The sequence below is a fragment of the Methyloversatilis sp. genome, assembly GCF_030698125.1.
Lineage (GTDB): Bacteria > Pseudomonadota > Gammaproteobacteria > Burkholderiales > Rhodocyclaceae > Methyloversatilis.
Map to the genome: position 1 here is coordinate 96631 of NZ_JAUYNV010000058.1, position 21884 is coordinate 118514.

The following is a 21884-nucleotide window of genomic DNA, read 5'->3' on the forward strand; positions in this document are numbered from 1 at the left end:
CGACGTGACCACAGGGAAGATGTCCCGATATTTTCATATCGGGAAAATATCCCTTTTAATTATTGCGCTATGTAAAAATCAGTGATTGCGCTAAGTAAAACGCAATGGAATAAGTGGCTTGGCTGATCGCGTTGATGGGCTGCAAACCCCGGTGAGACCTCGCGCTTCGCAACGATCGGGCAGGCGGAAATGTGCAGATGGGCGGGTGCGTTTATTCTTCAATGCACCACACCGCAATCCGGGTCCGAAAGGGATGTTGCCTGTCGTCGACGGGCACTGCTCCCGCGCCGGGTCAGCGCTTGCTGGCCTTCGCGAAAGCGGCCGCCAGTGCATTGTTGGCCGCCGGGGCATCCTGCCCGCGCTCGCTGCGTCGTGCGTCGGCCTGCCGGGCCGGCGGACGCGCGTCCTTCGTGGCCGGCTTGCGCGCCACCTCGTCGCCCAGGCGCATGGTCAGCGCGATGCGCTTGCGCGCGAGGTCGACCTCGACCACCTTCACCTTGACGATGTCGCCGGCCTTCACCACCTCGGCCGGGTCCTTCACGTAGCGGTTGGCGATGGCCGACACGTGCACCAGGCCGTCCTGATGCACGCCGATGTCGACGAAGGCACCGAAGTTGGTCACGTTGGTCACCACGCCTTCGAGCAGCATGCCGGGTTCGAGGTCCTTCAGCTGTTCGATGCCGTCGCGGAAGGTCGCCGCGCGGAATTCCGGACGCGGATCGCGGCCGGGCTTTTCCAGCTCGCGCAGGATGTCCTGCACCGTGGGCAGGCCGAAGCGTTCGTCGGCGTACTTCTGCGCCGACAGCGCCTTGACGGTCTCCGCATCGCCGATCAGTTCGCGCGCCTTCTTCTTCACGTCGGCCAGGATGCGCTCGACCACCGGATAGGCTTCCGGGTGCACCGCCGAGGCGTCGAGCGGGTTGTCGCCGTTCATGATGCGCAGGAAGCCGGCGCACTGCTCGAAGGTCTTGTCGCCGAGCCGCGGCACCGACAGCAGTGCCTTGCGCGACGGGAACGCACCGTTGGCGTCGCGATGCGCCACGATGTTCTGCGCCAATGTGGCGTTCAGTCCCGATATGCGCGCCAGCAGCGGCACGGATGCGGTATTCACATCGACGCCGACCGCATTCACGCAGTCTTCGACCACGGCGTCGAGCGAACGGGCGAGCCGGGTCTGACTGACATCGTGCTGGTACTGGCCGACGCCGATCGCCTTCGGGTCGATCTTCACCAGTTCGGCCAGCGGATCCTGCAGCCGGCGGGCGATCGACACGGCGCCGCGCAGGCTCACGTCCAGCCCCGGAAACTCTTTCGCGGCCAGTTCGGACGCCGAATACACCGACGCGCCCGCTTCCGACACGACGATCTTCGTCATTGCGAGTTCGGACTTCAACTTCATCAGGTCGGCCGCCAGCTTGTCGGTTTCCCGGCTCGCCGTGCCATTGCCGATGGCGATCAACTGCACGCCGTGCTTCGCGGCGAGGCCGGACAGCACGTGCAGCGAGCCGTCCCAGTCGCGGCGTGGCTCGTGCGGGTAGATGGTCGCGGTATCGACCAGCTTGCCGGTGGCGTCCACCACCGCCACCTTCACGCCGGTGCGGATGCCGGGGTCCAGCCCCATCGTCACACGCGGTCCGGCCGGCGCGGCGAGCAGCAGGTCCTTCAGGTTCTTGGCGAACACGCGGATCGCTTCCAGTTCGGCGCGCGCGCGCAACTCGTTCATCAGATCGAGCTCGACATGCACAGACAGCTTCACGTTCCAGGTCCAGCGGGCCGTTTCGACCAGCCAGCGGTCGGCCGCGCGACCGTTGTCGCGGATGCCGGCATGCACCATCACGCGCCGCTCGCACGGGTTCGGCTCGGCGCTGCGCGCGCCGTCTTCCGGGTCGGTATCGAGCGCCAGCTTCACCCGCAGCACGTCTTCGTTGCGGCCGCGGAACAGCGCCAGCGCGCGGTGCGACGGAATGTCGGCCAGTTTTTCGCGGTAGGCGAAGTAGTCGCGGAACTTGGCCGCTTCGGCGTCGGTGTCCTTGCCGTCGGCCACCGCCGCGACCACCACGCCGTGTTCGGCCACGTGGCTGCGCAGCGCGCCGACCAGTTCGGCGCTTTCGGCGAAGCGTTCCATCAGGATCTGGCGCGCGCCGTCGAGCACCGCCTTGGTGTCGGCGAAACCTGCTTCGACGTTCAGGTAAGCCGCGGCTTCGGCCTCCGGCGTCAGCGTCGGATCGGCCAGCAGCGCGTCGGCCAGCGGTTCGATGCCCGCTTCGCGCGCGATCTGCGCCTTGGTGCGGCGCTTCTGCTTGTATGGCAGGTAGAGGTCTTCCAGCCGCTGCTTGGTGTCGGCGTTCTCGACCTCGCCGCGCAGCGCCGGGGTGAGCTTGCCCTGTTCGTCGATGCTGGCGATCACGGCGGCGCGCCGCTCTTCCAGTTCGCGCATGTATACAAGGCGTTCTTCGAGCAGGCGCAACTGCGTGTCGTCCAGCCCGCCGGTCACTTCCTTGCGGTAGCGCGAAATGAAGGGCACGGAGGCGCCTTCGTCCAGCAGGGCGACGGCGGCATTGACCTGTTGCGGGCGCGCGCCCAGTTCGGCGGCGAGGCGTTGTTCGATCGGAGGGAGCATGGGCGACGGGCAGGGGCAGCGTGGAAGGCGCGAACCCTACCCAAGCGCGCCCTGCGCCGCAAGCGTTGAACCTCCTGCCACAACGGGGCGACTCTTGTTCACCCCGTCCGTCGTATCAGCTTGCAGCGCGGTGAGCGCGCCGTGCCGCCCAGCCGATCAGGCCCAGTCCGCCCAGCAGCATTGCCCAGGTTTCGGGTTCCGGAACCGGCGCGAGGAAGCCACGGATTTCGCCGCCCGGGAATTCCGAACTGTGCAGGTTCAGGTAGGCCTTGCCGTCGTTGAGGCCGGCCAGCAGCACGCTGTAGGCGCTGTCTGCTGTGCCGCCGTTCGCGGTGATGAAGGCGGGGTTGTAGCTCGTTGCCAGCTTCATGTCGAAGGTTTCCATGTAGCTGCCGGACGTCACGCCAGCCGGAAACCCCGGAAACGTGGGCGTCGGGGTCGCAACGCCTGCGGTGCCTTCGCTGGCGAGCGCCGTACAGCAATGGATGTGCGCCACGGTCAGCGTGCCGAGCAATCCGCTGAAGCTGGCGTCGATGGTCATCGTCCGCAGATCGAGATCCAGTGTCAGCGTAACGCGGCCGGCTCCCGGCGACTCGTTGGGGGGCGCCTCGGCCGGGCCGCTGAGCGTGGCGAAGTATTCGACCTCCTGGGCAAAGGCTGGCGATGCAAGGCTGGTGGCGGCAAGCAGCACGGCAACAACGCGAATCCTGTTCATGGGTCTGACCTCCGGAAGGGGTGAAACGACAGAAGACGGTCTGAACGGACCCAGGGGCCGACAGGCCACAATGACTCCGATCCTTACTGGATAGTGCAAAAAGCTTACGTGCGACAGCAGTATCTGGATGCAGTCCTGCACCCGGAGGGCGGGATAACCGGGATAACATCGGCTTGCCCTGTATCCAGCGTCACCCGACGCGATCTCCCCATGCTGTCCGACATGAACGCACCGCAACGCGAGGCGGTGAAATACCTCGACGGTCCGTTGCTGGTGCTCGCCGGCGCCGGCTCCGGCAAGACGCGCGTCATCACGCGCAAGATCGGCTATCTGGTGAATGAATGCGGCATCGAGCCGCGCCACATCGCGGCCATCACCTTCACCAACAAGGCGGCAAAGGAAATGCAGGAGCGCGCGTCGCATCTGCTCGACGGCCGCGCCGCCCGGCAACTCAACATATCGACCTTCCATGCGCTGGGCGTCAAGCTGCTGCGCATCGAAGCGAAGGCGGCCGGACTGAAGCCGACGTTTTCCATCCTGGACGCGTCCGACGCGCTGTCGGTCGTGCAGGACATATCGAAGGAATCCGACAAGGCGCGCCTGCGTGCGCTGGTGTCGCGCATGTCCGGCTGGAAGAACGCGCTGCTGACCCCCGCGGCCGTTGCGCCGCTCGTCACCAACGAAGCCGAAGCGATCACGCTGCGCGTCTATGAAGAGTATGAACGCACGCTGCGCGCGTATCAGGCGGTCGATTTCGACGACCTGATCGGTCTGCCCGCGCGCCTGCTCGAAACTGACCCCGACCTGCTGGCGCGCTGGCAGTCGCGGCTGCGCTACCTGCTGATCGACGAATACCAGGACACCAACCGCTGCCAGTACCAGATCGTGAAGCTGCTGGCCGGCAGCCGTGGCGCATTCACCGCGGTCGGCGACGACGATCAGGCCATCTACGCCTGGCGCGGCGCCGACGTGGAAAACCTGCGCACGCTGCAGACCGATTACCCGAAGCTCAAGGTGATCAAGCTGGAACAGAACTACCGTTCGATGCAGCGCATCCTCGCCGCGGCGAACACGCTCATTTCCAGCAACCAGAAGCTGTTCGAGAAGAAGCTGTGGTCCGACATGGGGCGTGGCGACCCGATCACGCTGATGGTGGCGCGCGACGCCGAGCACGAAGCCGAATGCATCGCCATGCGCATCGCCGCGCACAAGTTCGAACACCGCGGCAAGTTCGGTGACTACGCGGTGCTGTACCGCGGCAACCATCAGGCGCGCGTGATCGAAACCGCGCTGCGCGAACAGAAGATTCCGTATCTGGTCAGCGGCGGCCAGTCCTTCTTCGATCGCGCCGAGATCAAGGACGTGATGGCCTATCTGCGGCTGGTCGCCAACAGCGACGACGACCCGGCCTTCATCCGTGCGGTGACCACGCCGCGCCGCGGCATCGGTGGCACCAGTCTCGAAACGCTCGGCACCTATGCCGGCGAGCGTCACATCAGCCTGTTCGCCGCGCTGTTCGAAACCGGCGCCGAACATGCGCTGCCGGCGCGCGCACTCACGCCGCTGCGCGAATTCGGCGACTTCATCAACCGGCTCGAATGGCGCGCCCGCACCGAAGCACCGCGCCTGTTGCTCGAAGACCTGCTGCGCGGCATCGGCTACGAAACCTGGCTGTTCGAACAGTTCGAACCGAAGGAGGCGGAAACGCGCTGGAACAACGTGCGTGACTTCGTCGACTGGATGGGGCGCAAGGGCGAGGAAGACGGCAAGACGCTGCTCGAACTGACGCAGACCGTCGCGCTGATCACGATGCTCGACAAGCGGGACGACGACGAGGCGCGCGACGCGGTGCAGCTGTCCACGCTGCATGCTTCGAAGGGACTTGAATACCCGCACGTGTTCCTGGTCGGGCTGGAGGAGGGCATCCTGCCGCACCGCGAATCGATCGAAGAAGGACGCATCGAGGAAGAGCGCCGGCTGATGTATGTCGGCATCACGCGGGCACGGCGCACGCTGACGCTGAGCTATTGCGAGCGGCGGCGCAGCGGGCGCGAATCGCGCGACTGCGAGCCGTCGCGCTTCATCGCCGAAATGGGCGAGGACGTGCAGCGCCCGAACACCGACGCCGCGCCCAAAGCCGAACAGCGCGCCGCCAACGTGGCGCGGCTGGAATCGCTGAAGGCTTTGCTGGGCGGCACGCCGACGCCCAAAGCATAGGTGGGTGCGAGTGCACGGCGCGCCGGCACCCTGCGGACATAAAAAAGCCCGCCGGGTCGCGGCGGGCTTTTCCGGAAGCGGGTCGGCTTATTTGACGGCGGCCACCATCACTTCGACGGCTGCCTTGACCTCGGCATCCTTCAGCGTCACGTTGCCACCCTTGGCCGGCATCGCGCCCTTGCCCTTGATCGCGTTGGCCACCATCGAATCAAGTCCGGTCGCGAGGCGCGCCGACCACTGGCCCTTGTCGCCGAACTTCGGCGCACCGGCCACGCCCATCGCGTGGCAGGCGGCGCAGGCCTTGTTGTACACCGCCTGGCCGTCGATGCCGGCGGCGGCCGGAGCAGCGGCGGGCGCTGCTGCAGCAACCGGTGCGTCGTCATAGGCTGCGGCAGCGATCGCCGGTACTTCCATCGGCATCGGGGCGGGCGCTGCAGCAGCGGGTTCAGGCGCCGGTGCGGCGGCGGCCGGCGCCGCATCTTCCATCGCGGGCTCAGCAAACTTTCCGCCCGACTCGTTCGCCATGTAGGCCACCGCGCGGGTGATTTCAGCTTCGGTCAGCGCGGCGTTGCCGCCCTTGGCCGGCATCGCGCCCTTGCCATTCACCGCCGAATGCACCAGCGCTTCCAGGCCGGTCGCGATGCGGCTGGCCCAGCCGGCGCTGTCGCCCAGCTTCGGCGCGCCAGCGGCGCCGGCGTCATGACAGGCCGCACAGGCTGCCTTGTACACCTGCACACCGGTCTTCGGACCTGCTGCGGCTGAATCCGCTTCACCGAGTTCGACCCGCGCGACCGGCTGGATACCTGCGACGATGATTTCGGGGTTGGCCGTGTCAAGACCCTTGTAGCCCGACAGCACGAACTGGGCGACCAGCACTGCAACGCCCACAAACACCACAAACGACAGTACAACGACCGCCGCCAGCTGCTGCGGCGTCTTGATGAAAGACTCGTGTTCCTCGTGCGCGTCCGACATGGTGTGCGTTCCTTTGAAGACCTTGTGACAGGTGAAAACAAAACGCGCCATTATAGCGGCAGCGAGCGGCTTTCGCCTCACCTGCAACAGCACGCCATGGACGCCTCCGGGCAAAGCCGTTATCCTTCGCATCGTTCTGATCGTGTTTCCCGGTCAGTCCCCGGGGCTCTCCGCCCTCGATACACCCTAGCGCCCGTAGCTCAGCTGGATAGAGTACTGCCCTCCGAAGGCAGGGGTCGTGCGTTCGAATCGCGCCGGGCGCGCCAGACACTGAACGGGTCGGTCTTCACAGTCCGGCCCGTTTTCATTTTCTGCTTCGCCAGTTCCATGGCGAGCAATTCCCGCTGCTCCCGAACGGCCCGCGTCTTTGCTCGGGCCGCTGCGCGCCTGCTCCAAGATGGGCTTCCGGTATCGCCACCCGGCGATCGATAATCCGCAGTCTGCCGGTTCATCGCTCAAGTCCGTGAAGTCACTTCTTTTTATTGCCGTTTCCTGGGTCATCTGCGCCTGCGCGCTGGCCGAAACCCATCTGGGCATCCGGCCGCTCGATTCGCTGGGCGAGGTACGGGCGCGTTTCCCGGATTCGCAGCTCGTACGCATGGCGCCAGACTGGGCCGACGAGTCGCAGGTGCTGTTTTCGTTCACCGGCGGCGTGCTTCAGGGCCAGCTCCTCGTGCTGTTCATCGACGGACGCCCGGACTACCGGCGTGAGATCGCGGATGGGTTCGCCGATGATCTCGATGCGCTGAAGTTGCTCGCGGCCGAGGGCGACGACCAGGCGCTGCGCGTGAAATGGGTGAGATGGGTGCCGACCACGCCGCTCCGGGTGCAGGACGTGGTCGCGAAATACGGCCGGTGGGACGCGGGCGGAGTGTCGGACGACGGCTTCAGACTCTACCGGAGCTGGGACGCGCGGGGCATCACGGCGCTGCTGTCGGAAGACGAGCAGTCGGTGCTGATGATGGACTTCGTGTTTTCCGAAGAGGAGCAGCGCGACGCCTTCATTCGGCGTTACGGTCAGTTGCCGGCGTGGCTCAGGCCCGGAGCCGGGGGAGGGGCCACGGCCGCGCCGGGTGCGACGCCCCGGGTCACACCCGCACCGTGACGCCCACCGGGGCACCGGGCGGCCTTTCAGCCGTCGCTGCGCGCCACCTTTACCTGATACTCGTCGAGCGTGATGACGCCTTCCTTTTCGGTGTGCGCTATCGCGTGCCGTCGAAATCGTTGCGATCGGTGGTGACGATGATGGGGTTTTCCATCGCAGCGTCCTGCATCACGCCGGCGGCAAAGCCGGTCATGGCGGGCTTTGACCGACCTTGCGCCGTGCATCTCGTTCAGTTCGATGAGCACTTTGACGCGATCGGCGTCGGCGTCAGCGCCCTTCCAGATCAGCTCCGACAGCGCCGTCACCGGCTTCGCTGACGCGAGCGTTTCGATGAAGTCTCGCTTCGCGGTAACGCGCACCTTTCCCATGCTGAACATCAAGGTGTCGATCAATTCACGCCGGCTGCAGGCAGGCTGAGGAATATGGCAACAACATTCGCATGGTCGCGTAAAGTCTTTGGCTACGCTCGTCCGGCGGAAACAACCCCGGCGCCGTTGACCACGAACTGACGGTGAGTGTCGTGACCGCGGGTCTAGCCGAGACCTCGTTCATTTGCGATTTGTCGCGGCGCAATCCACCGCCTGGATCGCGTCGTTTTTCCAGACACCCTGACGCCTCGCGACAGAGGCAGGACGAAGGCCTTCATGAAATCAACGCTGTTCGCATCAGTCCTTTCACTGGCGATCGCCACGCCAGTCAGCGTCGGTGCTGCCGACCCTGCACCGGGCGAATTTGTCTTCAGCGGCGATGCGCGGCTGGGCTACTTCGGTCGAGAGCGCGAAGACCGCAACGGCAGCCGCAGCGACGAAAGTGACTGGCGTATCCGGGTTCGCCCGGGTGTCCTCTGGCAGGTCACCACGGAACTGAGTGCCAAGGCCCGCTTCGCGGGGCGGTACTCGACCGACGACAGCAACGACAACCATTACGAATTTTTCACCGCGATCCCGCAGAGCGACGGCCTGGGCTTCGGCGATTCGACCATCGACGAGCTCTACCTGCGTTACAAGCCCGGCAACTGGGACGTGAAGGTCGGTCGCATGCAGACCAGCTTCGAACTGGAGGGCATCGCGAAGAAATCCCTCAGCCGCAACGATTCGCCCAACACCGACATTACCTGGACAGACGGCATTCACGCCCGCTACGTCGACGCCGCAGGCTGGAACTACCACGCCATCATCCAGCGCAGCGAGGACGACGGCCCCACCACCGTGCGGCGCAGTCCGCTGGCGTTCACGGAGCCGTCCAGCCACGCCACTTACTACTTCGGCATGGAGCGGAAGGACCCGAAAGGTCGCTTCCTGCAGCTCGGATGGGATATCACCTACATACCCAGCGCGCTGCGCACGGACGGCACCGCCGCCGGCCGCATCGACGATTATCTGGGCATCGCCGGACGCATGGCGCTGCAGTGGCCGCTCGCCGGGGGGATGCGCTTCGTGTGGGCCGGTGAAGCCGGCTTCGCGCCCAATACATCGACCGAAGCGGCGCTGCGCCTGTCCGGCTCCGGACGTGCGAGCGGGCTGGCGTTCCAGACCTCGGTCAATCTCGTGGATTTCGCGCCCGGCCATGGTGTCGGGCTCGTCTATGGTCAGGTGGGCGGAGGCTGGCTGCTGTCACCCGACTTCGGCAACAACCAGGAACTGCTGGAACTGCGCTACCAGTGGAAACTGTCCGCCACGCAGTCGATCGAGACACGGGTCCGCCAACGACGCGATCTGGAGCAGCGAACCGATGCTGCGCGGAAGCGTGTCGACGACGATGTCTATGTCCGGTTCACGCAGCGCTTCTGATACTGCCGGCGAGCTCAACTGAATCACGTCGGGCGCGCGAATTTTCACGATGGGCCGGATCATCGCAGTCCGGTCCTTTTTGCTTCTCAGACCCTTGAACTGTCGCCATTCACCGCGCTTGCATACGCTGATGGCACGGTTCGGGCGTCGAGCGACGCGAAGTTCGCTGCCGTTCTGATCGACCGGACGAAACCGATCTGAGAATGAAAGCGTGGCTTGGCGCATTGTCGCTGCTGTCAATCCTCGGGCTGCCGGGCGTGGCGCAGGCGGCGCGCCCGTTTGTCACGGATGACGCCCGACTCACGGTATTGCGAAGTCGGACGCTGCGTCGGGCACTGCGGACTACGTGTTCCAGTTCAAGGCGCTGCTGCGTCCGCTCGCGCCCAATGATTGGGGCGTGGGCCTCGCCGTCGGAACCGTCCGGCACCCGGCGGTCAATCCGGGTCCGAATCAGTTCGGCAATCACTATGCGCATGTACCGCTGTCGATGTCCTTCGACGACGACCGCGTCGTGCTGCATGCCAACGTCGGATGGCTGCACGACCGGCGTTCTGACCGTGACGGCGCGACCTGGGGCGTCGGGGCCGGGATTTACCTGGCGGAACGCTGGCTGGACATCGTGGAGGTATTTGGCGACGACCGTCAGCACCCGTTCTGGCAGCTTGGGGCCCGTTGTTCGGTGGTACCGGGGCAGGTGCAGGTGGGTGCGACGATGGGTGAGCAACTGTCCGGTCAGTCGCTGGATGTCTTTCGGCCTCAGGCTGACGCCCGATCGCTTCTTTTGAAGCGGCGGCCGGTCGACGCATCGGCACGCCACCGCGCACTCGCCTGCTCAGCCGTCGCCGCGAGCCTGGTCGACGATATTGCCCATCGAGTGGAACATGCCGTTGCCACCGTATCCGGGGAGCACCAGCGTGCGCTCATCGACCACCTTGACGAAGCCGGTCGGTTCACCCTTGTACGACACCGTAGGGTTGCCGTCCGGGTCATTTCCTTCCTGGCCCTCGGGGTGTCAATCGCTACACTCGTTGCCCACTTGGTAATAGGTTGAGCCGGACCGCTGGATCTGCCTCTCTGCGAAACCGTGAAGGGGCCGAACGACGCCCGGCTTCCAGGCTGTTGGCGCCTCGCCCTGCGGGAACATGTGATCGTCATTTGTTCAAGGTTTCGAGCGTGGAGACCTTCCTGAGCGTTGCGCTGTTTGTTGGGCTCATCTTTTCCCTGATGTTCGCTGTCAGTTGTGTGGGCACGACGTTCTTGCGGGCGTTGATCCGGTCTTTGATCGCAGCGCTGTTCTACCCCGTTATTGTTCCGATCGTCATCGGATCGGCGGTGATCGCGACGCTTCCTGTCTGGCTGGATAAATTTGCGGCCCACTGCGCGCCCATGTGTTCGTGCCGATCCGAACCGATGGCGGGTGCGCGTCGTCCCTGCCGGGGTTGCGGGGCGCGGCCGTGTTTGCAGATCTGCCGGGGGGATGCAGGTTCTGTTGGGCATCGCTGCGCTCACCCCAACCTACGATGCAGCCGCACGATGAGCGCGGCGGATGATTGCGCCATTCTTCCGATGCGCGCGTGCCCCGCCATCGGTTCGGGCGGACGAAGGCGCTGGCCCCATCGCGGCTTCCGCCGCGCCAGATGCGCTCACACCTCAGTAGGTTGGGGTGAGCGCAGCGATGCCCAACATCCCCCGGTACGGCAGCACCGATCGCTCACGCCGCACCTGCGCGGCGTGAGGCCGGACGGCTTGCCGCCGGCCGCCTCCGCTGCACTGGACCGCGCGACGGCCTGTCGTGGTCTGCGGCGCGTCAGCCTCTGCGCTGTGCGCCCTCGGTTTCGATCAGCTGGCTGAGCACGCGCCGTGCGCGTACCGGCGCCGGGTCGCTGGACAGCAGCACCGGTTTCAGCGACCACAGATCCGTGGTGCCCATTTCTTCCTGCGCTGCCTCGATGATGGGCTTGTCCTCGGTGCTGAAGGCGGCGACCGTGCCGTCGAGTTTCATCCGGTTCAGCTCGGCATCCTCGACCAGCCAGTTGCGGCGGGTGGCGAAAAAGTAGTGGGTCGAGGCTTCGCTTTCCGGGGTCATCAGGTGGTGGTCCCAGGACAGCAGGCCGTCGGCCGGGTCCTTGCTGCCCTGTACTGCCCCCACGGTCAGCAGCATGGTGCCGGGCGCGGTCCACACCACTTCGACGTGGTGTTCCGCGCCAGCGCCCGGCGTCGGCAGGAAGGGCGAGAAGAAGCCCATCGGCGGGTCCTGGTGCCATTCCCAGCGCACGCTCACGTGCTTGCCGTCCTCGATCACCTTGGGAATCTGCGGACTGAGCTTGCCGGCGGTGTTCAGCAGCGGGCCGTGCACATGGTCGACATGGCTCAGGTCCATGACGTTGTCGACGAGGATTTCGTAGTTGGCCTTCATGTGCAGGTAGGCCCAGCCCTTGGAATTCGCGTGACCTTCGTCCAGCAGCGAATAGTCCGGAACATCAGCCGGGTCGGCCTTGCTTGCGTCGCCCGGCCACACCCAGATGAAGCCGTGGCGTTCGACCGCCGGAAAGGCCTGCACGACCGCTGCGCGCGGGATGTGGCCGTCGCCGTGCGGGCTTTCGACGCACTTGCCGGTGCAGTCGAAGCGCAGGCCGTGGTAGGGACAGACCACGTCGTCGCCGACCCGCTTGCCCATGTGCAGCGGCACGAAACGGTGCGGGCAGCGGTCGCGCAGCGCCACCGGCGTGCCGTCGCCGCGCCGGTACAGCAGCATGGACAGCCCCAGTATCTTGCGGTTGAACAGCGCTTCGCCGCCGACTTCGGTCGATAGTGCGGCGACGTACCAGGCGTTGTGCAGGTATGCCATTTTCTTTCCTCCGTGCGGGCCGGTGGCCCTTTGTTGTTAAAAGGTGGCACTACCGTCGCAAACGCCATGCCAGGCAGCAGGTTGTACGCAGGTGGCGGAAATAAAAGGAATGTTCATAGGGCGGCTGCGCGGAAGGCGTGGCGAAAGCCTGAAATCATGCGTATCGATCCGGCGCAGCGACAGATGAATGCATGTTTTCATGCATGATCTACCGCTCATCGATTCCGGGAGTACTGCATGCGTCCGACCTCTGCGGGCGTCGCTGACGCCGACAAGCGCCTGACCGAGCGGCTGCGTTTCGCGCCGGACACCGGCCACATCATGTTGTTCGACCAGCGCATGCTGCTGATGCACGGCTTTTCGATGGCCGAACTGCGGCGCGAACTGGTCGAGCGGCTCGGTTCGGACATGGCGCGCGGCGTGTTCACCCGGCTCGGCTACCAGCAGGGCCTGGCCGATCACCGCCGCATCCGCGACGCCTTCGGCGACGACGTCGCCACCGCGGTGTCGCTCGGGCCGCGCCTGCGCGACATGGAAGGCTATGTGCGCAACACGCCGCTCGAAGTGCGCTTCAACCAGGAAGCCGGCGAGTTCTTCGGCGACTTCACCTGGACCAGTTCGTGGGAGGCCGAAGCCCACCTGCAGCAGTTCGGCATCAGCGGCTCGCCGGCCTGCTGGATGAATGTGGGCTATGCCACCGCCTTCGCCACCAGCGCCTTCGGCCAGCCGCTGCTGGTGCGCGAGGTCGAGTGCGTGGCGATGGGGCACGCGCGCTGCCGGGCGGTCATCCGGCCGGTCGCCGAATGGCCGCAGGCCGAAACCGACCTGCACTTCATGCAGGTGGAGGATTTCGTCGATCCGCCGATGCAGCGACGCACCGCCGACGAGGCAGGGGAGGGCGAGGTCGGCTTCGAGGCGGTGTCGCCGCTGGAGCACGAACTGGTGGGGGCGTCCACCGCCTTCAATTCCGTGGTCTATCTGCTCAAGCGGGTCGGCCAGACCGATGCCACCGTGCTCTTCCTCGGCGAGAGCGGCGTCGGCAAGGAACGCTTCTCCCGCGCGTTGCACCAGATCGGCCCGCGCGCCGACGGCCCCTTCGTGTCGCTGAACTGCGCCGCCATTCCGCATGATCTGGTCGAGGCGGAACTGTTCGGTGTGGACCGCGGCGCCTTCACCGGTGCTTCGGTGTCGCGGCCCGGCCGCTTCGAGCGCGCGCACGGCGGCACGCTCTTCCTCGACGAGATCGGCAGCCTGCCGCTGCACGCGCAGGGCAAGCTGCTGCGCGCGCTGCAGGAGCGCGAGGTCGAGCGGGTCGGCGGCAGCCAGGTGCGCAAGGTCGATGTGCGCATCGTCGCCGCCACCAACGAGGACCTGCGCCGCGCGGTGGCCGAGGGGCGCTTTCGCGCCGACCTGTTCTTCCGGCTCAACGTGTTCCCGATCCGCATTCCGCCGCTGCGCGACCGCCGCGAGGACATTCCGCTGATGCTGGGCGTGTTCGTGGAGCGCTTCGGCCGGCGCTTCGGCAAACGCATCCGCGGCATCACGCGCAATGCGCTGGACGCGCTCTGGCATTACGACTGGCCGGGCAATGTGCGCGAACTGGAAAACATGGTGGAGCGCGCGGTCATCCTGGCCGACGCGGACGGCGCGCTCGACGTGCACCACCTCTTTTCCGGCGGCGAGGTGACCGACTGGCAGTCCTTCAGCGTGCTGCCCAGCGGCGACGTGGTGGCGCGCGGCGACGGCACGGCGGCGCAGTCCGCGCCCGACGCCGATGCGACCGGCGCCGCAGCCCAGCTGCTCGCCCAGGGCCGCTCGCTGGTCGAGATCGAGGAGGCGGTCATCCGTGCCGCGCTGGACCGCCACGGCGGCAAGCTGTCGGCGGCCGCGCGCGAACTCGGGCTGGGGCGCGGACAGATGCAGTACCGCGTCGCCCGCATGCGGCGCCGCAGCAACCCGCCTGCCTGAGCGCCTGCCCGGCGCCGCGATCCACTGCCGGCGCAGGCTCGCGATTGCCCATACCCCTGAGGTATCGCCTACCCGATCAAATGGTATTGGATCGTATCGTTTTGCCCATGTAAGTTTTTGCCCACGACCTCCCGGTCCGCACGCCTGCCCTGCCAAGAGGGTCGCGCCAGGACCGCGAAGAAGGGATGCGATGCGGAGGCGGCATGGAGCCACAGGTTCAGCGCGTGTCAGGCAGCGAAGTCCCGTCTGGCGCGACGCACTACGCGGTGGAAATCGAAGGGCTGGGCCACGCCTTTACCTGTCGTGCCGGTGACTCGTTGCTGGCGGCCATGGTGGCGCGCGGTCTGCGCGGCATACCGGTTGGCTGCCGGGGCGGCGGCTGCGGGGTATGCAAGGTGGAAGTGTTCGACGGGCGCTACGCGGCGCTGAAGATGAGCGTCGACCACGTGTCGGCCGAAGACCAGGCGCAGCACCGCGTGCTGGCCTGCCGCATCGTGCCGCACAGCGATCTGCAGGTGCGGGTGATCGGACAGATGGCGAATACCGTGCGGCGGCTGATCGACGGCGCGTCGCAGGCGGAACGGAGCGGAGGCCGGAACGGCCTCCCGAACCAGAGCTAGGAGGCAGCAGTGGCGAAGATCAGATGTGCGCTGATCGGGTCGGGCAATATCGGCACCGACCTGATCTACAAGCTCAAGCGCAGCGAAGTGCTGGAACCGGTGTGGATGGTGGGCATAGACCCGGCGTCCGAAGGGCTGGCGCGGGCGAGCGAACTGGGGCTGAAGACCACCGCCGCCGGCGTGGACGGCCTGCTGCCCCACGTGATCGAGGACGGCGTGCAGATCGCGTTCGACGCCACCAGCGCCTATGTGCATGCGGAGAACAGCCGCAAGCTGAACGCGCTGGGCGTCATGATGATAGATCTCACCCCGGCCGCCATCGGCCCGCTGTGCGTGCCGCCGGTCAATCTGCGCGCGCACATGGATCGCGTCGAGATGAACGTGAACATGATCTCCTGCGCCGGCCAGGCGACGATACCCATCGTGCATGCGGTGTCGCGCATCCAGTCGGTCGAGTACGCGGAAATCATCGCCAGCCTGTCGTCGCGCTCGGTCGGCCCGGGCACCCGCGCCAACCTCGACGAATTCACCTACACCACGTCGGACGCGATCTGTCGCGTCGGCGGGGCGCGCCGCGGCAAGGCGCTGGCCATCATCAACCCGGCCGACCCGCCGATGATCATGCGCAACACCATCTACTGCCTGACCGACGAGGCGCCGGACGAGGCGCGCATCACCGAATCCATCCTGGCCATGATCCGCGAGGTGCAGTCCTATGTGCCGGGCTACCGGCTGGTGAACGGGCCGGTGTTCCACGAGCGCAAGGTGTCGGTGTTCATGGAGGTCGCCGGTCTCGGCGACTACCTGCCGCGCTACGCCGGCAACCTCGACATCATGACCGCCGCGGCCACCCGCACCGCCGAAATGTTCGCCCAGGAACTGCTGGCCGGCCGCATCGAGCTCAAACCCCTGGAGACCGCGTGATGAGCGCCGACCAAAGCCTGAAGGGACGCAAGGTCGTCCTCCATGACATGTGCCTGCGCGACGGCATGCACGCCAAGCGCGAACAGATCGGCGTCGAGCAGATGGTGCGCGTCGCCAGCGCGCTGGACGCCGCCGGCGTGCCGCTGATCCAGGTCACCCACGGCGCCGGCCTCGGCGGCAACTCGCTGCAGCACGGCTTCGCGCTGCACAGCAACGAGGACTATCTGCGCGCGGTGTGCCCGCGCATGAAGCAGGCGAAGGTTTCGGTGCTGCTCATTCCCGGCCTGGGCACCATGCGCGAACTGCAGTCCGCCCACGACTGCGGCGCGCGCAGCGTCACCATCGCCACCCACTGCACCGAAGCGGACACCGCGCCGCAGCACATCGCCTTCGCCCGCAAGCTGGGCATGGACACCGTCGGCTTCCTGATGATGGCCCACCTGAACACGCCGGAAGGTCTGGCGCAGCAGGGCAAGCAGATGGAAAGCTACGGCGCGCAGACCCTCTACATCACCGACTCCGCCGGCTACATGCTGCCGGCCGACGTGCGCGCCCGGGTTGCCGCGCTGCGCGCGGTGCTGGATCCGGACACCGGAATCGGCTTCCACGGCCACCACAACCTGGGCATGGGCATCGCCAACTCGATCGCCGCGATCGAAGAAGGCGCGAGCCGCATCGACGGCTCGGTGGCCGGCCTCGGCGCCGGCGCCGGCAACACGCCGCTGGAGGTGTTCGCCGCGGTGTGCGAGCGCATGGGCATCGAAACCGGCGTCGATCTGTTCAGGCTGATGGACGTGGCCGAAGACATCATCGTGCCGATGATGGACCACATGGTGCGCGTCGACCGCGAGTCGCTGACGCTGGGCTTTGCCGGCGTGTATTCCACCTTCCTGCTGCATGCGAAGCGCGCCGCCGGACGCTACGGCGTGCCGGCGCGCGACATCCTGGTCGAACTGGGCCGGCGCAAGATGATAGGCGGGCAGGAGGACATGATCGAGGACACGGCCATGACGCTGGCCAAGGAAAGAGGTCTGCTGCAGGGCGTCGCCTGACGCCCTGGCGGAAGACCACGGACGCGACCCCCACACATATACAAAAGGAGGAGAGGAATGTCGCTGAGATCGGTGTTGAGGCTGGGAGAGGTGGCCATCCGCGTGCTGGACATGAAGGCGTCGAAGCAGCATTACGGCGACCGCATGGGCCTGCACGAAGTGATGACCGACGCGCAAGGTCGCGTCTACTACAAGGCCTGGGACGAGCACGATCACCACTGCATCGTGCTGCGCGAAGCCGATGCGCCGGGCATGGACTATCTGGCCTTCAAGGTGTTCGACGACCACACCCTGACGGGTCTGGAGCCGAAGATCCGTGCCTTCGGACTTGAAGTGAGCCACATCGAGGCGGGCGTCTATCCGAAGAGCGGGCGCCGTCTGCAATTCACGCTGCCCAGCGGCCACGTGATGCAGCTCTACGCGCACAAGGAACAGACGGGCAACACGCTGGGCACGCTCAATCCGGGCGTGCTGCCGGACGAGGGCGTCATCCGCGGTTTCCGCATCAACCGTCTCGACCATGCGCTGCTCGGCGGCGTAAACATCGACGAGACGGCACGGCTGTTCACCGAGGTGTTCGGCTTCGACCTCAGCGAAAAGCTGATCGACGCCGAAAGCAAGCAGTCGCTGGCGCTCTTCCTCAGCTGCTCGACCAAGCCGCACGACGTTGCCCTCGTGCTGCAGCCCACGGCCGGACGCTTCCACCACGTGTCCTTCCTGCTGGAGTCCACCCATGACGTGATCCATGCGGCCGACCTGATCGGCAAGTACCGCATTCCGGTCGACGTCGGCCCGAACCGCCACGGCATCACCCGCGGCGCGACCATCTACTTCTTCGACCCGTCGGGCAACCGCAACGAAGTGTTCAGCGGTGGCTACATGCACTACCCGGACACGCCCACGCTGATCTGGGACACCTCGGAACTCGGGCACGCCACCTTCGCGCAGGACAACATCGTGCGCGAAAGCTTCCTGAACGTACTGACAGGCTGAACGCAAAATGGAACTGGAGCAGGCTGAACTGGCTGTCGTCGTCGGCGCCACCGGCGACTTCGGCAAGGCCATCATCGGACGGCTGCTGAAGGCCGGCCTCGGCGTCATCGCGGTCGCCCGCAGCGCGGCGTCGCTCGACGCGCTGTGCAGCGCGCACCCGGGCGTGCGCGCCTGCGTGGCCGACATCGGCGGCGACAGTGCGATCGCCGCGCTGGCGGCCAGCGTGGACCGGCCGGTGCGCGCGGTGGTGCACGGCCCGGGCGTGGCGGTGGCCGGCGGCATCCTGAATGCGCCGACCGCGGCGCTGGTCGATGCGGTGAACATCAAGGTGGGTGGACTGCTGCGCCTGGTGCGCGCTGTCGATGAAAGATTGATGGCCGGTTCCCGCCTGATCGCCATCGGCGGCCACTACGGCTTCGAGCCGACCGCCTACGCCGCTTCGGCCGGCATCGCCAACGCGGCCCTGGTCAATGCGGTGCGCCAGTTGAGCCTGGCCTACGGCGAACGCGGCGTCACCGCCCACCTGATCGCCCCCGGCCCGGCCGACACCGCACGCCTGCACCGGGTGGCGGCCGACCGCGCCGCGCTGCGCGGCGTCACGGTCGAGGCGGTGCTGGACGACATGCGCGCCGAATCGTCGATCCGCGCCTTCACCACGCCGGCCCAGGTCGCCTGGGCGGTGGCCACGCTGCTGGATCCGGAAGCCGACGCCATGACCGGCTCCACCCTGATGCTGGATTCCGGCCGCCGCCGCGGCCTGCCCTGAACCCGAGGACTGCCATGCCCATCGTCAATTTCCATCTGGTCGCCGGCACCAGCACGCCCGAACAGGACGAGCGCCTGCTCGGGCGCGCCTCCGCGCTGTATGCCGAAGTGCTGGCCTCGCCGATCGAGCGGGTGCGCGCCTTCATCACGCCGCACGACCCGGAACAGTTCGCGGTCGCCGGCGAACTGGCGAGCGTGAGCGGCCAGCACGCGCCCTTCTTCGATTTCATCGTGCTCGACGGTCGCCCGCTGGACCAGCGCCAGCAATTGATGCGCGGCTTCACCGATCTGCTGGTCGAGGTGCTCGGCGTGCGCCGCGAACGGGTGCGCGGCTGCTGTCGCCGCGTCGATCCGGTGGACTGGAGCATAGGCGGCGAGCCGGCCAGCGAACTGCGGCGCAGCGAAATCGCCGCGCGTGCCGAAGCGGCTGCCGCGGCCGGAGGCCATGGGGCATGAGTGCGCCCTCCTCCGGCTCGCCCGCCCTGTGCGGTCGCATCGACCTGCCCAGCCTGGACTGGCGGGCGGCGCAGCGCGCAGTCGCTGCCGCTGTCGCGCAGGCCGAGTCGCTCGGCATCCGGGTCGACGCCGCGCTGGTCGACCGCAGTGGCAACACGCTGGCCTTCCTGCGCATGCCCGGCGCCTTCCTGCACTCGGCCGACCTGGCGGTGGACAAGGCCTATACCGCGGCCAGTTTCGGCTTCCCGACAGGCGACTGGATGAAGGTGATCGGCGGCGACGAGCGGCTGAAGACAGGCCTGTCGAGCCGGCCGCGCCTGGTGGTGCTGGGCGGCGGGCTGCCGCTGTTCGACGGCGATGAATGCGTGGGTGGCATCGGCGTGTCCGGCGGCAGCGAGGCGCAGGACGAAGACTGCGCGCAGGCGGCGCTGGATGCGCTGCGCGCGCCGTCCTCCTGAATCGACCGCGCCCGCGGTCGTCCCGGCGGTGGGCGGGTCCAACGAAAGAGAATCCTGGAATGAGCACAGTCCCTTCGACGCCCTCCGCCCTTTTTCCCGTGCGGGTCGCCCGCAAGACCGTCGAGACACTCGACATCTGTACCTTCGAACTGGTCGATGTCCACGGCGGCGCGCTGCCGCCGTTTTCCGCCGGCGCCCATGTCGATGTCGAGGTGAAGTCCGGTCTGGTGCGCCAGTACTCGCTGTGCAACGACCCGGCCGAAACCCACCGCTACCTGATCGGCGTGCTGCGCGACCCGGCGTCGCGTGGCGGCTCGGTCGCGATGCATACCCTGGTCGAAGAAGGCATGCTGATCAACATCAGCGCGCCGAAGAACCACTTTGCGCTGGCTCGCGAGGCGCGGCGCAGCCTGCTGCTGGCCGGAGGCATCGGGGTGACCCCCATCCTCTGCATGGCAGAGCGCCTGTCCGCGACCGGGGCGGGTTTCGACATGCACTACTGCACCCGCTCGAAGAACGGTACCGCGTTCCTGGGGCGGATCCAGGACAGCGACTTCGCCGATCGTGTGCACTTCCATTTCGACGACGGCCCGGCGGAACGGAAAGCCGATCTGGCCGCGCTGCTCGCCGCGCCCGACGCCGGCACCCACCTCTATGTCTGCGGACCGGGCGGTTTCCTCGATGCCGTGGTGACCACCGCGAAGAAACAGGGATGGGCAGAGGGCAACATCCATTTCGAGTACTTTTCGGCCAAGCTCGATCCAAACGCCGCCGCCGGCTCGTTCGACGTGAAGATCGCGAGCAGCGGACGCATCGTCCCGGTAGCGGCCGATCAAACGGTCCTTGCCGCGCTGGCATCCGCTGGCGTCGAACTGCCGTTCTCCTGCGAACAAGGGGTGTGCGGAACATGCCTGACGCGGGTGATCGAGGGCGAGCCCGATCACCGCGATGCCTTTCTGACGGATGTCGAAAAGGCGCGCAACGACCAGTTCCTCCCCTGCTGCTCGCGCGCCAGGTCGCCCATGCTCGTGCTTGATCTCTAGGCCTATGAGCGACCGGCCGGCACGCGCGACATTCTGTTCGACGATGCGCTGCGGCGAACTGCGAGCCAACGGCGATGCCCGACAAGCACCCGTCGATCCGCGCCACCTCCGATTGAAGGACGGCGTTGGGCATCGCCTGCGGCTCACCCCAACCTACGGCCGCACGGACTCACCCCAACCGCGCAACCGCCACAACCTCGTAGGTTCGGGTGAGCCAACGGCGATGCCCGACATCCACCCGTCGACCCAGCGCCACCTCCGGCTGAAGGACGCCGCATCCCCGTAGCTTGGGGTGGGCGTACCGATTCGGGATCTAGCCGGAGGGCGGACGCTTGCTGCGTTCTTCCCGGAATTCGTGAACCGTTTCCAGGAATGCCGCCAGGATCGGAGATTCGTCGTCCGAGCGATAAAGGCAGCTCAGGTCCACCGTCGCTTGCGACGGCGGGTTCTTCAGCGGTCGATAGATGACGCCGGGTATCTTCAGGCTGGTGACCGATTCAGGCACCAGGCTGACGCCGAAACCCGACGCCACCAGTGCCACGCCGGTCACCGCGTCGCCCACCTCCTGCGACACCTGCGGCGCGAAGCCCATGTCGCGGCACAGCCCCATCACCTTGTCGACGAAGTTCGGGCGCTGGCCGGTCGGGAACAGCACCATCGGGTATTTCGCCAGCACCGACAGCGACACCGACTCCTCCCCGGCAAGTTCGTGCCCCTCGTTTACCGCCAGCAGCAGGGCTTCGGTCGCCACCAGCGTGGTCGACAGGTCGGGCAGCGGCGACACCATGCGGTTGAAGCCGACGGTCACCCGGCGCTGCCGCAGCGCCTCGATCTGTTCGCTCTTGGTCATCGTGTGCAGCACGATGTTCACGCCCGGATAGCGGGTGCGGAAGGCGAGCAGCAGCTTGGGGATGGAATCGAGAATGGCCGAGCCGAAAATGGCCACATCCAGCCGGCCCAGCTTGCCCTGGCCGGCGCGCTGCGTGCGCTCGGTCGCCTGCTCGACCAGCGAGCGGATGTTGCGCGCCTCCTGCAGCAGCACTTCGCCGGTCTGCGTCAGTTCCATGCCGCGCGGTGTGCGGTTGAACAGCCGCACACCCAGCTCTTCCTCGAGCTGCTGGATCTGCCGCGTCAGCGGCGGTTGCGATATGTTCAGCCGTGCCGCTGCGCGGCCGATGTTCTGTTCCTCGGCGACGGCGATGAAGTACTTGAGGTGTCTCAGATCCACTGTGTCCGCGGCCCGAAGCGCTGTGCGCAGGAGGCCCGGATTCTAACGCCCTCGCAGCCACCGTGACCGCCATGCCGGCAGTCGCGGACAGCCCGATGTGTGATATC

18 protein-coding genes, 1 tRNA gene and 1 pseudogene are annotated in these 21884 nt (G+C 66.6%); 13 read left to right on the forward strand and 7 right to left on the reverse strand.

Going from position 1 to position 21884, the window contains the following annotated elements; genetic code table 11:
- Positions 1–292 precede the first annotated feature (292 nt).
- Both Q8Q80_RS19535 and Q8Q80_RS19540 read right to left on the reverse strand, forming a co-directional pair.
- On the reverse strand, positions 293–2620 hold the full coding sequence (locus Q8Q80_RS19535) for a Tex family protein (RefSeq protein WP_305634803.1): 2328 nt from the start codon (positions 2618–2620) through the stop codon (positions 293–295).
- Positions 2621–2735: 115 nt separating this feature from the next.
- Entirely contained in the window at positions 2736–3335 is a 600-nt protein-coding gene (locus Q8Q80_RS19540; protein WP_305634805.1) for a CHRD domain-containing protein, read from the reverse strand.
- 210 nt (positions 3336–3545) lie between these two features.
- Between Q8Q80_RS19540 and Q8Q80_RS19545 the strand changes: the two genes are divergently transcribed.
- Positions 3546–5552 carry a UvrD-helicase domain-containing protein gene (locus Q8Q80_RS19545; protein ID WP_305634807.1) on the forward strand — a complete coding sequence of 669 codons (2007 nt, stop codon included), beginning with the start codon at positions 3546–3548 and terminating at the stop codon, positions 5550–5552.
- A gap of 87 nt (positions 5553–5639) precedes the next feature.
- Here Q8Q80_RS19545 and Q8Q80_RS19550 read toward each other — a convergent pair whose 3' ends face one another.
- Positions 5640–6527 carry a cytochrome c5 family protein gene (locus tag Q8Q80_RS19550; RefSeq protein WP_305634809.1) on the reverse strand — a complete coding sequence of 296 codons (888 nt, stop codon included), beginning with the start codon at positions 6525–6527 and terminating at the stop codon, positions 5640–5642.
- A 189-nt stretch (positions 6528–6716) separates the two neighbouring features.
- Between Q8Q80_RS19550 and Q8Q80_RS19555 the strand changes: the two genes are divergently transcribed.
- A tRNA-Arg gene (locus tag Q8Q80_RS19555) sits at positions 6717–6793 on the forward strand.
- Positions 6794–6894: 101 nt separating this feature from the next.
- Entirely contained in the window at positions 6895–7632 is a 738-nt protein-coding gene (locus Q8Q80_RS19560; protein ID WP_305634811.1) for a hypothetical protein, read from the forward strand.
- 26 nt (positions 7633–7658) lie between these two features.
- Here Q8Q80_RS19560 and Q8Q80_RS19565 read toward each other — a convergent pair whose 3' ends face one another.
- Positions 7659–8024: a hypothetical protein gene (locus tag Q8Q80_RS19565; RefSeq protein ID WP_305634813.1), complete on the reverse strand. Its 366-nt coding sequence runs from the start codon at positions 8022–8024 to the stop codon at positions 7659–7661.
- Between the two features lie 252 nt (positions 8025–8276).
- On the opposite strand from Q8Q80_RS19565, the gene Q8Q80_RS19570 reads away from it, so the two are divergent.
- Entirely contained in the window at positions 8277–9422 is a 1146-nt protein-coding gene (locus Q8Q80_RS19570; RefSeq protein WP_305634815.1) for a hypothetical protein, read from the forward strand.
- An 850-nt stretch (positions 9423–10272) separates the two neighbouring features.
- On the opposite strand, the pseudogene Q8Q80_RS19575 reads toward Q8Q80_RS19570, so the two are convergent.
- Positions 10273–10410, reverse strand: a pseudogene (locus Q8Q80_RS19575) (pyridoxamine 5'-phosphate oxidase family protein); the annotation flags it as partial.
- An 819-nt stretch (positions 10411–11229) separates the two neighbouring features.
- The gene (locus Q8Q80_RS19580) at positions 11230–12270 is read right to left on the reverse strand and encodes an aromatic ring-hydroxylating dioxygenase subunit alpha (protein ID WP_305634817.1); all 1041 of its coding nucleotides are present in this window, start codon (positions 12268–12270) and stop codon (positions 11230–11232) included.
- A gap of 237 nt (positions 12271–12507) precedes the next feature.
- On the opposite strand from Q8Q80_RS19580, the gene Q8Q80_RS19585 reads away from it, so the two are divergent.
- From Q8Q80_RS19585 to Q8Q80_RS19625, 9 genes are all read left to right on the forward strand, one after another.
- Positions 12508–14238: a sigma-54-dependent Fis family transcriptional regulator gene (locus Q8Q80_RS19585; RefSeq protein WP_305634819.1), complete on the forward strand. Its 1731-nt coding sequence runs from the start codon at positions 12508–12510 to the stop codon at positions 14236–14238.
- 203 nt (positions 14239–14441) lie between these two features.
- Positions 14442–14858 (forward strand): 2Fe-2S iron-sulfur cluster binding domain-containing protein, encoded by a 417-nt coding sequence (locus Q8Q80_RS19590; RefSeq protein ID WP_305634821.1) that lies wholly within the window; start codon positions 14442–14444, stop codon positions 14856–14858.
- 9 nt (positions 14859–14867) lie between these two features.
- Complete coding sequence (locus tag Q8Q80_RS19595; RefSeq protein ID WP_305634823.1) at positions 14868–15782, forward strand: acetaldehyde dehydrogenase (acetylating); 915 nt, start codon at positions 14868–14870, stop codon at positions 15780–15782.
- Positions 15782–16834: a 4-hydroxy-2-oxovalerate aldolase gene (gene dmpG, locus Q8Q80_RS19600; protein WP_305634825.1), complete on the forward strand. Its 1053-nt coding sequence runs from the start codon at positions 15782–15784 to the stop codon at positions 16832–16834. The genes Q8Q80_RS19595 and dmpG overlap by 1 nt, the downstream gene beginning before the upstream one ends.
- 57 nt (positions 16835–16891) lie before the next feature.
- On the forward strand, positions 16892–17827 hold the full coding sequence (locus Q8Q80_RS19605; RefSeq protein ID WP_305634827.1) for a catechol 2,3-dioxygenase: 936 nt from the start codon (positions 16892–16894) through the stop codon (positions 17825–17827).
- Between the two features lie 7 nt (positions 17828–17834).
- Positions 17835–18593 carry an SDR family NAD(P)-dependent oxidoreductase gene (locus tag Q8Q80_RS19610; protein WP_305634829.1) on the forward strand — a complete coding sequence of 253 codons (759 nt, stop codon included), beginning with the start codon at positions 17835–17837 and terminating at the stop codon, positions 18591–18593.
- A 14-nt stretch (positions 18594–18607) separates the two neighbouring features.
- Positions 18608–19048, forward strand: a complete 441-nt coding sequence (locus tag Q8Q80_RS19615; protein ID WP_305634831.1) for a tautomerase family protein — start codon at positions 18608–18610, stop codon at positions 19046–19048.
- Complete coding sequence (locus tag Q8Q80_RS19620; RefSeq protein ID WP_305634833.1) at positions 19045–19506, forward strand: heme-binding protein; 462 nt, start codon at positions 19045–19047, stop codon at positions 19504–19506. Before Q8Q80_RS19615 ends, Q8Q80_RS19620 begins: the two co-directional genes overlap by 4 nt.
- A gap of 59 nt (positions 19507–19565) precedes the next feature.
- On the forward strand, positions 19566–20549 hold the full coding sequence (locus Q8Q80_RS19625) for a PDR/VanB family oxidoreductase (RefSeq protein WP_305634835.1): 984 nt from the start codon (positions 19566–19568) through the stop codon (positions 20547–20549).
- A gap of 313 nt (positions 20550–20862) precedes the next feature.
- Here the strand turns inward: Q8Q80_RS19625 and Q8Q80_RS19630 are convergent, their stop codons facing one another.
- A complete protein-coding gene (locus tag Q8Q80_RS19630; protein ID WP_305634837.1) occupies positions 20863–21777 on the reverse strand; it encodes a LysR substrate-binding domain-containing protein in 915 nt (304 codons plus the stop codon).
- Positions 21778–21884 lie beyond the last annotated feature (107 nt).

What these genes read in the sequence shown, in the direction of transcription:
- Q8Q80_RS19545 (WP_305634807.1), top strand. Translation starts at nt 3,546, where the DNA reads ATGCTGTCCGACATGAACGCACCGCAACGCGAGGCGGTGAAATACCTC.
- Q8Q80_RS19550 (WP_305634809.1), bottom strand. Translation starts at nt 6,527, where the DNA reads ATGTCGGACGCGCACGAGGAACACGAGTCTTTCATCAAGACGCCGCAG.
- Q8Q80_RS19540 (WP_305634805.1), bottom strand. Translation starts at nt 3,335, where the DNA reads ATGAACAGGATTCGCGTTGTTGCCGTGCTGCTTGCCGCCACCAGCCTT.
- Q8Q80_RS19590 (WP_305634821.1), top strand. Translation starts at nt 14,442, where the DNA reads ATGGAGCCACAGGTTCAGCGCGTGTCAGGCAGCGAAGTCCCGTCTGGC.
- Q8Q80_RS19585 (WP_305634819.1), top strand. Translation starts at nt 12,508, where the DNA reads ATGCGTCCGACCTCTGCGGGCGTCGCTGACGCCGACAAGCGCCTGACC.
- Q8Q80_RS19625 (WP_305634835.1), top strand. Translation starts at nt 19,566, where the DNA reads ATGAGCACAGTCCCTTCGACGCCCTCCGCCCTTTTTCCCGTGCGGGTC.
- dmpG (WP_305634825.1), top strand. Translation starts at nt 15,782, where the DNA reads ATGAGCGCCGACCAAAGCCTGAAGGGACGCAAGGTCGTCCTCCATGAC.
- Q8Q80_RS19615 (WP_305634831.1), top strand. Translation starts at nt 18,608, where the DNA reads ATGCCCATCGTCAATTTCCATCTGGTCGCCGGCACCAGCACGCCCGAA.
- Q8Q80_RS19620 (WP_305634833.1), top strand. Translation starts at nt 19,045, where the DNA reads ATGAGTGCGCCCTCCTCCGGCTCGCCCGCCCTGTGCGGTCGCATCGAC.
- Q8Q80_RS19610 (WP_305634829.1), top strand. Translation starts at nt 17,835, where the DNA reads ATGGAACTGGAGCAGGCTGAACTGGCTGTCGTCGTCGGCGCCACCGGC.
- Q8Q80_RS19580 (WP_305634817.1), bottom strand. Translation starts at nt 12,270, where the DNA reads ATGGCATACCTGCACAACGCCTGGTACGTCGCCGCACTATCGACCGAA.
- Q8Q80_RS19570 (WP_305634815.1), top strand. Translation starts at nt 8,277, where the DNA reads ATGAAATCAACGCTGTTCGCATCAGTCCTTTCACTGGCGATCGCCACG.
- Q8Q80_RS19605 (WP_305634827.1), top strand. Translation starts at nt 16,892, where the DNA reads ATGTCGCTGAGATCGGTGTTGAGGCTGGGAGAGGTGGCCATCCGCGTG.
- Q8Q80_RS19535 (WP_305634803.1), bottom strand. Translation starts at nt 2,620, where the DNA reads ATGCTCCCTCCGATCGAACAACGCCTCGCCGCCGAACTGGGCGCGCGC.